The following is a 13,828-nucleotide window of genomic DNA, read 5'->3' on the forward strand; positions in this document are numbered from 1 at the left end:
ACGCGCGCGGCTCGGTTTCTTCTTTGCTGTCTGAATCTAATCCTAGTCACAGCAGGGAGTGAATCGGTCCGCTTGCTGACGCGCGCGGCTCGGTTTCTTCTTTGCTGTCTGAATCAACTCTTAGTCACAGCAGGGAGTGAACCGAGCCGCGCGCGTCAGCAAGCGGATACGGAACTATCCGCTTTCACGAATGACCCTACTCAAGGCAGCGCCATTTGGCGAAGCGCCGAACCTACGCTTACTGACCACCAAAGAAGAGATTAGTTGGGGTACTATAGTAGGTGTCGATTCCTCAGAACCTGACCCCATTGATTTAGGAAATTAACTCATCCTTGAATTGATGTTTGAGGTGTATCATAATCGTAATGCTCCTCATTTAAATTCTTTCCCTTTGGTTTAGTAAAAAAAGAAGGCTTTTTATTGGTTGCTCGGTTATAGTCATCAACATAATAATCATAATGGCCATTATTCTTGACGTAAGATAAATAAGATTCGTCATCTGCTAACATTCTTAATTGATCTAATTCAATAGCACTTGGCATTAACAAGGATTTGGGATTTTTGAGAAATACATCCATATATAAAAAAATTGCTTTTTTAAATGATTTATGTTCGGATGCTTCTAGATACAAAGCATATTCATCGGGAGTGTTAAAGTTTGAATAGTTGGTTTTCTTTTTTATTAAATCAGGATTATTCGCATTACATAACTCAAAAATAAACGTTTGCAACATCTTTTCAAGTACTAAATTACTTTTAACTCGAATTTCCTTTTCTTGTGCTGACCAACGACCCTGAAATCTCCATTTATCTCTAGTAAAGTCAATCTTAATACCTGGTGTAATTGATAAGAAAGATAGTTCTTTATTGCATTTCGGTGAAGATGTGAAAAGGTTAATCAATTTATTGACTTGATTAACATTTTCTTCTGTGCAAATAATAACTATTGGATTAATTAATTTACCCCCTGAGAGAATGACCCTCACCTTCACTTAACCAAAACTCCTATATACCGACTTAATTTTCGTCATTATACCAATGCATTATTAAGGGATTATTAGGCAACACCTTTCATTGAGGCAATAGGCAATAGGGGACTTGCGACGCGCTTATCGATATATTCCACCGGGATATTGGGTTTTGAACATCCCGGATTGCATGTCATCAGGGCTGCTTGATTTGATATGATTGGTGTATGCTAGCATTTACCTAAATTACGTAGCCCACATCACATGAACAACACCCGATTAAATTCCATTGAAAAAAGCGATAATGCTTTATGGAAAATAAATACCTTCCTGATGCTTTTGATTGCTCCGGGTTGCATTATTGTTATTTATTTTCTGCTTGGCTTTAATCAAAGAGTAGAAAGACTGGGGGTTAATTATTTAAGTGTATTTTTTAATTCAGCTATTGGCGCTTCCTTCTTGATATATGCTGAATTTATCTTGCAAAAATACAAAGCGATTGCGTATTACAATCTAGTTATAGCCGCTGTTTTTATAATTAGCGCATTAGCGGCGTCTAAATTAATTATTATTTTATGGTCATTCGGACTTCTTCATTTGATGTATCTGATGTTGTATTCTGAAGAAAATAAAGCACGGATCACTTATCATCTATTTCTCTTCTTATTAATCCCTTTGTATTGTGGTATCTCATCCTATTTTCTTATCTTTACTGGCTTTGATTATCCGCTTGTGTACGATGAGTATTTGCTGGCAATCGATGGAACTCTTGGATTTTATCCAAGCTTCATATTGGGAAAAATAAATTTGGAACTTCCTGAGCAGCTGGTTTATCTATTCAACTGCATGTATGACGCCTTACCACTATTTCTTATTATCCTATTTAAAAAACGTGAACTCAGGGAGAAGAGCCCCCCCATTGAATTATTGGTTGAGGCCTTGGTTATAGGCATAGTAGGTTACGCCCTCTATTCAATCCTGCCTGTCTGCGGCTCAACGAATGCCTTCCAGTCAAGTTGGCCGAATTTTTTTCCTGTTGGCTTAGCAGAAAATGGACCGCATTTAGTGAGTTGCTCTCGCTTAATTCCAAGAAATTCAATGCCATCTTTACACACCGCCTGGATCGTTTGCTTCATAAGAAATTCGTTTTATTGTGGACGAATAATGCAATTGTTTATTGGAATTATTGTTATAGGGAATCTGATTTCCATATTTGGTATTGGTGCGCATTATTTAATCGATGTTATTGTTGGTTTCTCATTCGCCACCGCTATTGGCGGGATATTTTCATTAAAAATCCCATTGAGCAATCCAGCTCGTTGGCAAGCGATTGTCATAGGATCTGGAGTAACGATAGCTTGGTACTTCATTATCTTTTATGGCTTGAATGTTCTGCAATTATCTAAAATAGTTGCTTGGTCGTTTTTTCTTGGAAGCGTTTTAATCGGTATTTGTTTGGAGTATCGGCTTATAAATAGGTATCGAATTGAAATGGATAAAATTCAGGTGAGCACGCTATCGCTTACCTAATCCTTGTTTACAGAGCGTGAAAACAAATCAAACTACTTAGGTCTCCAAATAGCCTCTTTATCGGGGTCTAGATGAAACGAGCTTATTAGCTCCAGTATGCTAGGTGTGTAGACATGCAATCTAGGGGGCTTTTGCAAAATATGCGCGTTCGTGAATGAAAACAAAGCGTTTTCTGATTGATTGAAGGCCAGCAATGGTTTCATGGGGATTAGTTGTCGGCTTTTTGTATTTTCAGCATGCTGCAGTGAGTTTGCTAATATCCAATAGACAAATTTATGTTCCAGTGACACTTTCGGAATTTTTTTGCATGCCTGTTGAGCAGCGGACAAACTGTTGTTGGTCAGCAATTTTAATAATCCTAATTTCTCCAAACCTTCATTAATCTCTTCATAGGAATAACGATTGAATACCTTTCTTATACACTGATTGAGACGGCCACGATTACCTGGATCTTGCTCTACATAAAGAGTGAATAGATTCATCATCAATGATGAACCATTTAAGGCAGGTGTTCCTAAATGTATTAGCGTATTTTCTATCTCGGCAGATAACTTGTATCGAGGATTTTCTAGCATTGATTTTAATAAACGAAACAATCGCGACGGGTCTATGGAAAAACTAAAATAAGGATGAGCAATGGTTTGTATAATTTTTTGTTGCTTTAATGTTAATGACCGTATAAAACTAAACACACTGAATTGCCCTCCTTCAGTGAACTCCAGATAAAGAGCATTCAGATTCAAATCCCTACGCATATAATCACGCATGAGCACAATATTTATGGGATCCCGTTGCAAGTTCTCATTCACGCTGAAGTCTATGCTTACCTCCTCGTCCACTTTAGCAAAGACAACAGGGTATTTTATACCTCGTAATTCAGCTTGGAATTGCTGCTTTCTTAAATATTGCAATAAATCCTTGCTATTTGCGCCAATAATCAGGATGTCATAGTCATTAGGTTTAATATGATCAATCAGATTAGCTGGTGCAGCACCCGTTAAAAATAGCCTTGCATCTGGAAATTCTTCTCGAATATTATCCACTGTCTCTAATAGACTTGGAGGAAACCTGAATCGTTCTATTGAACAATCACCGTTATTCACTGGTAAGTTATATTGTGGAGCAAACAGACCTTGTAATCCTTGAGAGGGAAGCACTTGTGAAGAAAGATCCTGGGGTACTTGAACCTCTGTTGCATCATCTGTTGTGTCTACCCTCGCTGTAAGCTTCTCCTTTGCTATTATTTCGGAGGGTTTTGTTCTTTGGCCCACTGCCTTCTCTACTTGTACTTTTAATTCAATGTGACTGCTTTCTGTAGGCTTATCTTCTGATTGCTCAGGAGTTATATGCGCTATTGATTCAATTTTTTGAGATGCATTGACTGGCGTTTCTATAGCAATCAAAGTACCAGAAGCAGTTTCTAAAGAGGTATGCTCTTCTTGATCCGGACTTACTTGTTGCATCGTTTCCTTTTTTTGAGATTGACTTTTATTGATCTGTTTCGATTTTTTGTTTTTCGATCTGCGTTTTTTTCGGTGCTTTTTGCCTGATGCAGGAAGTTTCTCAGACGGCTCGCTTATTGATTCATCTAAATTGTCCGTTTTTTGGTGCAAATTTTCAGCAGCTACTTCTGTGGAGCAATCTTCTTCTGTAACGGCAGTAGTCTGATTCGATTGGGAATACCAATTGTAGATATACTTAAATAGATTAACAACAAATTGCTTGCCAGCCAGGAAATAGTTATACATGGGACTCACTTAACAAAATTTTATTACAATCGTCCCTTAAAGAATTTCATTTCCCTTCGCTGTATTAATGACTTTAAAATGTCCACATTATATCAATTTAGGGAGCTATGTATATGGCTTATCAACAATATGACTGAAGTTCTGATGCAGGATTTCGAGAACAATGATCCGTAACCAATTCAATTCCGAGGAATACCCCCCGGCCTCGGATATCGCCAATCCTTGGAAATGCTGCTTTCGGCTTGCTGAACCTGTATTTAAGGTAAATATCTGTTTCATTTTCATGCAAGTGCAACAGCAATTGCTTTTGTTCAATCACAACTAAAATCGCTATGTCATACGACTTTTTCCAAGCATTAAGTATTATCTATTAGCAGGGTCCTGCTGGATTAATGATTGCAATCAGAGCACAGCCCTTTAATTTCTAAAGTGCAGTTTAAAATTGAAAATTGAATGTTATTTGCAGCCTCAGTTACCGAAGTTAAATCAACCATGCACTCTAATTCTTTCACAAAATCACAGTTGTTGCAGATGAGAAACTGGGCTTGTCCCATATGATGTCCATGCAAACAGGCGACATACGATTTTAAACTGTCGATGCAATGAATGAATCCCTCTTGATGCCAAAACTGAATAGCACGATAGACCGTAGGTGGTTTAGGATTGTCAACTTCGTAGGATAATCGGTGTAATATATCATAAGCCCCAAGAGGCTTTCTCTCAGCTATTAATATTTTGAGGACGCGCTCTCTTGGCTCTGTAAATCGATAACCATGGCTGATGCAATGCTGATACGCCCTATCCAACAAATTATGTTTCATTAGCCTTCTTTAAAGTGAAATAGGAAGATCAGCCTACTTTATCATAACCACTATTTCAAGAATAAATAATCCAATAACTGGTATGGATTAACGCATGGAGATCATTTATTGTCTAAAAATTACGAAAATAGTCTTGCCCTTCAATAATCATGCGTTATATTATAACACTTTATTTTATTTACCAGAAGTTTCAAAACATACTTTGCCCTCTCTGCAGCATTTGTATCATCATTAAATAGAGGTATCCAATGAGTTATACTAAGTCTCAAACCCAATTATCAGAAGATGCCAAGCCCCATTCAACTATAAAAAAGCAGAATAAAAGCAAAAAAAAATCCCATTCCCATAAGCACCCTCATCAACATGAGCACAGTCACAATCATGATCATCAACCTCATCATGGACATAGTCATGATCACGAACATGATGAAAATCATTGGATTAAAGCAGCCTTAGGTGTTCTATGGGGAGTCGCTTTGATCGTTCTTTCTATTGCGAGTTTTAATCTCCCTCTTATCGCCTATATTGTCATAACAGGACTTACTGCTTTGATGACATTCTATTTAGGAAGTACTGTATATAAATCAGCCTGGGAGGCATTAAAAGAAAAAACCTGGGACACCTCAACATTGTATGCGATAAGCACGCTAACCATTGTTGGGGTTTCTATTCTTAGTTTGTTTGTTCCTGGTTTGCCCATGATGTTTGAAGCGGCGCCTCTGGTGTTAGGCTTTTGGCATTTAGGGGAAGGAATTGAGCATACCTTAATTGGTAAAATCAATAAAAAATTGGATGTACGTGATTGTGTACCTCCCCTAGCCATGAGAAAAGGGAATCCGAATAAAGAAGTTTCTGTCAAAAAACTGATTCCTGACGATATTATTATCATCAAAACGGGAGATGTTATTCCTGTCGATGGAGTGTTAACTCAACAAGGCCAGCTGTATACTACACGAATCGATGGTTCCCCTGAACTTAAAGTATTTAAACCCGGTGATGCCGTAAAATCAGGGATGCGTTTAGCGGATCATCTTCCCTCATTGGAAATGCGGGTTACAAAGACTTATGAACACTCTTACCTCTCCGTAATAGCAAAAAACATCAATAAAGCACATGATGAAAAAGCGCCAATTGAAGAGTTTGCCGATAGAGTATTGAAGTATTTTATTCCCGGTTTACTCGCTGTAGCCCTGATATCAGGAATTGTCATCGCTTCGGTCTTTAGTCCAGCACTTGCCATTCAATGCGTTATATCTGTTCTTGTTAGTGCCTGTCCCTGTGCTTTGAGCTTGATAACACCCATGGCCGTTAAGATCGGTATGAAAAAGGCAGCTGAACATGGAATTCAATTTAATAATGGAAAGGCATTACAAGCCGCTGCAGATATCGATACTGTTGTTTTTGATTTAAACGGGACCCTTACTAAAGGAACTATTTCAGTTCAAAAAGTTCAGATTGCAAATAAACAGTTTTTGAGTCAGGTTGCACTATTAGAGAGCCAATCAGAACACCCAGTAGCAAAAATAATTAAAACCTATATCGATGAGCATGGCATAGCTGCCAGTGAGCGTTCCGATTTAACTTCTGTTGATAAAAGTCATCACTCAGGCATAAAAGGGGCTATTAAGGGTGAAACATTCATCATCGGCACAAAAGATATGCTTTTAGCAAATAACATCAACTTCATCGATGAACCCTATAATAACCCTGATAACGGTTCCATATATATCGTGCGTGGCTCAGCTGTCATTGGACAAATTGCCTTAATGGATCCTTTGCGTGACGATGCTGTTGCAACAGTGAACCAATTAAAGCGTCTTGGTAAAACAGTACATCTATGCACGGGAGCAGATCATGTAACGGCTGAGAAATATGCTGCCTTATTAGGTATTGCAAAAGAAAATATTGCTGCAAATGCAGTAGGTGCTGAAACCCAATCCGGCGAAATTTCTAAAACAAGTTACATCCAGGAGTTACGGCGCAAAGGGTATAAAGTGGCTATGGTTGGTGACGCGGCCAACGATGTTACCGCCATTGCCTATTCGGATATTGGGATTGCTGTTAAATCAAGTATTGGCGATGAGGTTACTGAGCAACATGCAGGGATAGTCGTGCAACAAGGTTTGTTATTTCCTATTGCAACAGCATTTGATGTCGCAAAAAAAACCAAAAGCAATATTTTCCAGAATTTATTTATAAGCTTAACCTATAATACAGTGATTACATTAGTAGCTGCAGGAATATTTGTTGCCCTCGGTTTTGCCCTTAATCCTGCCCTTGGCGTTGCCTTGATGGTGCTTGAATCTACCATTGTTTTAGCCAATTTATACCGTTTTAAACAAGAGGAAATTGTTTCTGCAGCATCAGGCGATAAAGAGATAAAAGAAGAGAACGATGTCAGTGCCTTTTCAAAACTGTTTGATGATCTGGGCTTCCATGCACAACCTCAGGCAAGTTTAACAAGGGCACCAGAACCTGAACCAGTGAATCCAAAAACTGAAACTTTATTTGCTCCTGTGAATTCTCCTAGCCTCCAACACACAAAAGAGGTAACTGGTTCACAACTTCTTTTCAGGTAAATCATAACCAGCCGTTACTGGATTCTGGGCTGAAAGCCTGAGGGATCCCCACCTTCTGTGTCATAGGGGGCTCCCCAAAGTTCTCCATTCATTTCCTCAAAGAAAATAGGCATCTGAATATTTTTTTGATAATCTGACACCTAGATAAAACTTGGGCAAGGGTGAAATCATTTATTGAACTGACGCCACTTGCATTATTTTAAATACCCACCCAAATAAACAGTCAATAAGGAACTCCAAGAGCATAAAAAGATTCCCCAAAACCAATCCAAGAGCCCCATACCTATGGGAAAATCCTTAAAAATAGCAAGGCAGGTAAAATCATAGACTCCATAAATGACTCCCCCTAGAGCGGCTCCATAAAAAGCAGCCCAATAAAGAGAATGATGGGCTAAAGGAATAACGAATACGATTACGCTTAAAGCAAACAACAGATACACCAGGAGTGTCGCCCACCAAAGGGGTTTTAATTGTCCGTCGACAAGGTTTAACCATGGCCCGTAGTGTTGAAAATAGAGATTCTTGGCAATAAAACCCAACCAAATCATGTCTGTAATAATAAATACTACGAAGGCGATTAAAAACAGTTTTAATGATAATCCATTCATGCTTTGTCCTTGTTTTAGTTGGTTTTTTTAAACTCTTCTGCAAATACAGATTCTATCTTAGGGTAAGTAAATTTAAAACCGAGTTCATTCAAGCGACCAGGGAGTACTTTTTGGCCTTTAAGGAGCAAATAGTCACCCATTTCACCAAAAAGAATCTTAATAACCAATCCTGGTGTTTTAAGAAACAGTGGTCGCTTTAAGGCCTTTGCAAACTGTTGTGCAAACTCTTTTTGTGTCACTGGATAAGGACTTGTGATATTCACTGGACCAGTGACTTCCTGATGTTCTATCAAAAAATCAATCGCATTGATTAAATCCTTGTAATAAATCCATGATAGTGTCTGATTACCACCACCCAAAATGCTCCCCATTCCCAAGCGAAAAGGCAGCTCCAATTGTTTAAGCATGCCTTCACCTTGCTTGAAAACAACACCAAATCTTAATGTGGTTACAGGTATGCCTGCATCGATAGCATTTTTAAGAGATTGCTCCCAGACAAGTCCTACGTGCTGTAAAAAATCATCAGATGACTGAGGAAGAGGAGACTTTTCATCAAAGATTCCAGTACTCATTTCCTGGGCACCATAGATTCCTATCGCATTGGCACAAAAAAATCGAGGTTTGGCATCATGATTGATACACCATTGAATCAGTTGCTGATTGGTTCTAGTACGTGATTCAATAAGCTCATTTTTTACCTTTGGGCTCCAGCGTTTAGCACCAATACTCGATCCCGATAAATTGATGATGAGTTCGTATTGCTTTACATCGTCAAGTTTTAAGCTATCCCAAGTTAATAAGCGAATGTCTGTAGAAAAAATTGACTCTAGTTTTTCTAATTGACGTCCTAGCACTGTAATCTTGTGACTTTGTGAGAGGTGATTGACCAACACCGTCCCAATAAATCCAGAGGCTCCTGCGATGAGAATATTCATACCTAGTTCCTTTAATTCATTAATGCTATATACAGATTGAGATAGGAGGCAAACACAAGCCAAAGTAGGTAAGGAATTAATAACCAAGCAATGGTTGTGTTCGTTTTTTTTGCCTCAATGATTAAGAAAAAAGTCAGACCGGTTAAGCTAACAAGCCAAACAGCACTTGACCTAAACCAGTGTAGCCCAAAAAAAAGTGGCGTCCAGGACCAATTCATCAGCATTTGCAATGCAAAAAGCACAATGATTTTGTGAGAAGACGATTTGTTAAGGCTTGATAAAATCCAGGCAATTACAGCAAGAAGCCCATATAATAAGGTCCAAACAACCGAAAAAACAAACCCTGGAGGGGTTAAGGAGGATTTATTAAGACTTTCGTACCAGGGATTTATATTTGCCTGAGTTAGTAAACCTAATACAAAACCTATACTTTCAAAAAGAACAATCCAGAATATCAATTTAATTGGCTTATTGAGGCGCAAAATCTGTTCTCCAAATTGGGTTTAATCCTTCTTAATATTGGATATTGTCACAGTCTTCAGTGGGTCTAAAATAATGCCTAAAGGGCAGCAGGATTATCCCCTAATCACAAATCCTGTCTAAATCAAACGAATACCCTACTCATGTAATCCTTATTTACTGCGTTGTTTAAAGTCACTTGGTCCGTGAGTTGACGCGAAATAGCGGGCTCTAGCCTTTAATTCCTCTAATTGGACTTGAGCATGCAGGGTGTTAAGTTGCACTTGGGTGGTCATTTGCTCACGTTGATTAACCAAAAATAAAGTACTGTCGCCTTGATAAAACTTTTTTGTTTCGCCTTGCTGCACCTTTTGGGCCAAACGTAATTCTTTTTTTAACAAGCCTACTTGTTGTCGACTTCTCTTGATGCCAATCAGCATGTTTGTGAATTCATTGTTAAGTTGCTCGTACAAAAATCGCGTCTCAACACGAACTTGACGTAACTCGCTTTCTGCCTGGATTAGATTACCTTTAGCTTGTCTTTGCAACAAAGGAAATTTAAATGAAACACCGACCATGGCTGCTTGTGGAATTAATAAGGGGTAGCCACCTGTTCCATTTTGTTTAAACGTGTAAGCGGTTGCATCTAACTGCGGTAGTAGTTCATTACGGGCCTGATTGCGTTTGAGCTTCATCATATTGGCGTAATGGTTAAGCTTTTTAATCCCAGGGTGTTCTCTGACTGACAGTTGGATTCCTGCAATCTTATTTGAGGCGCTGGTTAGAGAAGGCAAGGATTGTTCTACTGGAACCAGCGGCTTGCCCTTGGGGTCGCGAAAATAAAGCGATAAATTAACCCCGGCTTGCTCAAATATCATTCGACCTTGATTGAGTAATTGTTGTCGTTGAATGATTTGTTGTAAATTTTCACTGATCGCAAGTTTTGGCAAATCGCCAAGATTCGCCTGTTTTTCAATGGCGTTTTGACGTTCTTCGGCCAGGCTCAGGAGTTGTTTAAAGGTGTTTAATTGCAGCCCTGCTTCTACCCATTGCCAATAGGCTTTAATTGCTTCTTGGTAAATTTTTATTTTGATTGCCTCAGCATCTTGTTCCTTCATGAGCATTAATTGAGAAGAAGACAATAATCCTGTTCGCTCTTTATCAATTAAGCGATCGCGAAGTAAGGGAAGGGATAATCCGGCTCGATATTCCCCACCGGAGTTTGTTAAATAGTTTTGATAGTAAATGGGCCAGTTACCCTCGCCATTGCGATAGCCGGCAAAAAGCTTCACGCCATTATAAAGCGTTGGAATAGTAAGTTGCGTATCGCCGTAATTATTAATATAACCACCGGCGGGTTGTGAGCGAGTAGTGGCCTCTAATGATGGGTCAAACTGCCCTTTTGCATTGACAAAAGCGCCACTGGCTTTGATCACTTCAAGGCGTGCTATTTTCACTTGAGGGTAATGAGCGTCGATGCTTTGCAGTACCTTCATCAAGCTTAATTTTTGTGTTTTTGGGGTTGCATGGGAGTTTGAATACCCCAATAAGGCATTTAGTCCGATAAGTAGAATGACTAACCCATGTAGCTTTTCCATCCTCATGAGCTCGCCTTTTCTGCTAAGCTTTCCGGCGGAAAGCCATTAAACTGACGCCATAATTCATACCATAAGGGCACTTCCCCTAATTGTACCCAACCATGTACACGCACTCCCTGTCTTAAAAAAGCAGGCTCAGGCCAGGGCTCATCAGGGACAATCACCGCACGAAACATCCCCATGCCGTTATCGGTGGGATCAATAAAAGCCACTTTTCCACCAAAGGTCCCTACGGCGATTTGCGGCCAACCCCTAAATTGAATGGCGGGCCATCCTTCAAATTGAAGGCGCGCTTTTTGATTGAGATGAACAAATGGAATGTCATTGCCATCAATCCAAAGCGCTACCGCTCTTGATTCGGTTACAGGTATAATCTCCGCTAAAATCTCCCCCTCTTTAACCACCACGCTTTCTTGTCCGGCCAGGCGCTTAAAGATGATTCCTGGGACATGTGCTTTGATGAGCTGGGTCTGCTGTCTTGCGATGCGAACATCAATGCTGACCTTATCAATATTGGCTTGTGCTAATTCATTTTGGTATTTGGCGTATTCAATTTGAGCCAATTCGTATTGACGTTTTGAGTTGATGCCTTGTTCGTATAAGTTTTTTTGTCGTTCTACATTGGCTTTTCCGGCGGTTAGTGATTGTTGTGCCGCTTCGATACGAAGCATAATGGCTTTCTTTTCCAGCTCCAATCGTTTGAGTAAGTCAGGGTCATTGTCGGTAATCTCTACGATAGGATCGCCTGCCTTGACACGCATCCCTTCATCAACATACCACTTTTTAATTCTGCCATAAATGGGTGAATTCACGGTATGCAATCGCTCAGTGGGTGAAAACGCAATCACTTTCCCACTCCCCAAGGCAAATTGTTGCCAAGGGGTAAAACACAAAAACACAATTAAAACCAAGAGTACTAAAAAAATAATCTTAGCAATTTTGCGCGGATTGGGTAATTTGCCAATCATTTGATAGGCGTGTAGCTTCATGAGAGCACCAAACAGTTAGACAGTGGAATGAAATTTGGATATTGAGTAATTACAATCAAAAGAGTCTCTTTGAGTGTTGCTAAATGGCCGAGCAGCAATTCGATGTCCTTTGTAGTCAATCGATCAAAGACGCGATCGATAATAATGAGCTGGGGTTTTGCAAGTATCGCACGAACCACCATGAGTTGAAGCAGCTCAAGCTCAGTAAACACCTGCTCCCAATCATAAATAATGCTTTTTAAGCCATTAGGTTGGCTCATTATTTTATCCATCAGCCCTAAAGATTTTAAAAGCTCTTTTAATTGTTGTATTGAAAAAGACGGTTGATTGAGGCGTAAATTGTCATAAATGCTGCCGGCAAACCATTCTTTATCTCTAAGTAACAGGGTGTGGTCACGAAGGCAGCGCCTGTATTGATCATGACAGAGGGTCTCGTTGATATACACTGTGAGGTCAGTATTGTTTTTAAAACCCAAAATAAAATCGGTCAATGACTCTTGTTTTTGGGTTTCATTCACGCAAATAACGAGCGGATTTTCTGGACTTCCCGATGCTTTTTCTTGATTTTCAGTGACTAGCGTGATGCTTTTTATGGGAATAATCAGTTCGCTTAGCTCAGTATTAATCGGTTCCGTTGGGAGATTTAATACCACGTCAATTTTATGCTCGGAAGCCACTAAATCGTAATAATTTTCCAAAAGAACAACAAAACGTTTAAACGCATAGATTAATGCACCAAGCACAATCTCTGCCGCAACGAGCTGACCTAAACTTAATTGGTTGTTAATCACGAGATAACCCCCTAAGCCGAGTAAGAGGCTACTGGCGATTGCTGAGAGGAGATAAAAACCAATCTGATGTTTAATAAGTTGTTTAAAATGCATGTTGCGCGCTTTTAAAAAGGAAACCAAACGCTTGTCCGTTTGCTGAGTCGCATAGTGATGATAACGATTAAAGCGAAATAAAAAACGACTGGTCAGCAGCTCTTCTAGCCAAGCACCTATTTGATGCTTTTCAGCGCATTCGTTTTCAGCACTTTCGAGGCCCTTACGGTAAGGCAGAAAAACAATCAAAAGTAGACTTAATACAATAAATCCATCAAATACAAGAAAGAGAGGATGATAAAAAAGAAGCAAGAGTAAACCAAAAAGGAGCTGCAAACTTAAGTTTACGCCATAGAGCAATAGACTTGATAGCGCTTTTTTGATGGTCACCACTTCGAAAAAACGATTAACGAGCTCTGGGCCATGATGTGAGGAGAAGTTATCTAGAGATAAATGAGTAAATTGACGGGTTAAATTAAGACTTATTCTCACCATTAATTTTTGTTGAATCACTTCAATGATAATGGCTTGCCAAACATTTAAAGCTCCTAGAGCAATCATTAATACAAGCACCATGATGCTTAGGGTTAACACAGGTTGTAGTAATTTACCAAAGGCAATCAAATTCACTAAGGTTTGGGCAGCTATAGGAATACTTAAGGTAAGTAGGCTCACGATGACGCTTATCATGACGATTGAAGCGATGGTGGCCTTATCCAGAACCTCAACAATTGAATTCATTTCTTGTCTCATCATAAGACTCATGTCC

General features: G+C 39.4%; 11 protein-coding genes. 2 read left to right on the plus strand and 9 right to left on the minus strand.

What is annotated here, in order from left to right; translation table 11 throughout:
* Positions 1–326: 326 nt before the first annotated feature.
* Positions 327–992, minus strand: coding sequence for a hypothetical protein (locus Lwal_RS03295; protein WP_058479499.1), 666 nt, complete (start codon positions 990–992; stop codon positions 327–329).
* 240 nt (positions 993–1,232) lie between these two features.
* Here Lwal_RS03295 and Lwal_RS03300 point away from each other — a divergent pair, with 240 nt between their 5' ends.
* On the plus strand, positions 1,233–2,498 hold the full coding sequence (locus tag Lwal_RS03300) for a phosphatase PAP2 family protein (protein WP_058479500.1): 1,266 nt from the start codon (positions 1,233–1,235) through the stop codon (positions 2,496–2,498).
* Positions 2,499–2,530: 32 nt separating this feature from the next.
* On the opposite strand, the gene Lwal_RS03305 is transcribed toward Lwal_RS03300, so the two are convergent.
* Together Lwal_RS03305 and Lwal_RS03310 are read right to left on the minus strand one after the other, a co-directional pair.
* Positions 2,531–4,246, minus strand: coding sequence for a nucleotidyltransferase family protein (locus Lwal_RS03305; RefSeq protein WP_058479501.1), 1,716 nt, complete (start codon positions 4,244–4,246; stop codon positions 2,531–2,533).
* Positions 4,247–4,635: 389 nt separating this feature from the next.
* Positions 4,636–5,067 carry a Fur family transcriptional regulator gene (locus Lwal_RS03310; RefSeq protein ID WP_058479502.1) on the minus strand — a complete coding sequence of 144 codons (432 nt, stop codon included), beginning with the start codon at positions 5,065–5,067 and terminating at the stop codon, positions 4,636–4,638.
* Between the two features lie 248 nt (positions 5,068–5,315).
* Here Lwal_RS03310 and Lwal_RS03315 point away from each other — a divergent pair, with 248 nt between their 5' ends.
* Complete coding sequence (locus Lwal_RS03315; protein WP_083500028.1) at positions 5,316–7,646, plus strand: heavy metal translocating P-type ATPase; 2,331 nt, start codon at positions 5,316–5,318, stop codon at positions 7,644–7,646.
* Between the two features lie 194 nt (positions 7,647–7,840).
* Here the strand turns inward: Lwal_RS03315 and Lwal_RS03320 are convergent, their stop codons facing one another.
* The 6 genes from Lwal_RS03320 to Lwal_RS03345 form a co-directional block, all read right to left on the minus strand.
* Positions 7,841–8,254 carry a DUF2177 family protein gene (locus Lwal_RS03320; protein WP_058479503.1) on the minus strand — a complete coding sequence of 138 codons (414 nt, stop codon included), beginning with the start codon at positions 8,252–8,254 and terminating at the stop codon, positions 7,841–7,843.
* A gap of 14 nt (positions 8,255–8,268) precedes the next feature.
* Positions 8,269–9,189, minus strand: a complete 921-nt coding sequence (locus tag Lwal_RS03325) for a TIGR01777 family oxidoreductase (protein WP_058479504.1) — start codon at positions 9,187–9,189, stop codon at positions 8,269–8,271.
* Between the two features lie 11 nt (positions 9,190–9,200).
* Positions 9,201–9,671 carry a TspO/MBR family protein gene (locus tag Lwal_RS03330; RefSeq protein ID WP_058479505.1) on the minus strand — a complete coding sequence of 157 codons (471 nt, stop codon included), beginning with the start codon at positions 9,669–9,671 and terminating at the stop codon, positions 9,201–9,203.
* A 150-nt stretch (positions 9,672–9,821) separates the two neighbouring features.
* Positions 9,822–11,246 carry a TolC family protein gene (locus tag Lwal_RS03335; RefSeq protein ID WP_058479760.1) on the minus strand — a complete coding sequence of 475 codons (1,425 nt, stop codon included), beginning with the start codon at positions 11,244–11,246 and terminating at the stop codon, positions 9,822–9,824.
* 2 nt (positions 11,247–11,248) lie between these two features.
* Positions 11,249–12,235 carry an HlyD family secretion protein gene (locus Lwal_RS03340; RefSeq protein WP_058479506.1) on the minus strand — a complete coding sequence of 329 codons (987 nt, stop codon included), beginning with the start codon at positions 12,233–12,235 and terminating at the stop codon, positions 11,249–11,251.
* Positions 12,232–13,815 carry an ABC transporter transmembrane domain-containing protein gene (locus tag Lwal_RS03345; protein ID WP_193787209.1) on the minus strand — a complete coding sequence of 528 codons (1,584 nt, stop codon included), beginning with the start codon at positions 13,813–13,815 and terminating at the stop codon, positions 12,232–12,234. The genes Lwal_RS03340 and Lwal_RS03345 overlap by 4 nt, the downstream gene beginning before the upstream one ends.
* Between the last annotated feature and the right edge of the window lie 13 nt (positions 13,816–13,828).

Origin of the sequence: Legionella waltersii (assembly GCF_001468085.1) — a bacterium.
Lineage (GTDB): Bacteria > Pseudomonadota > Gammaproteobacteria > Legionellales > Legionellaceae > Legionella > Legionella waltersii.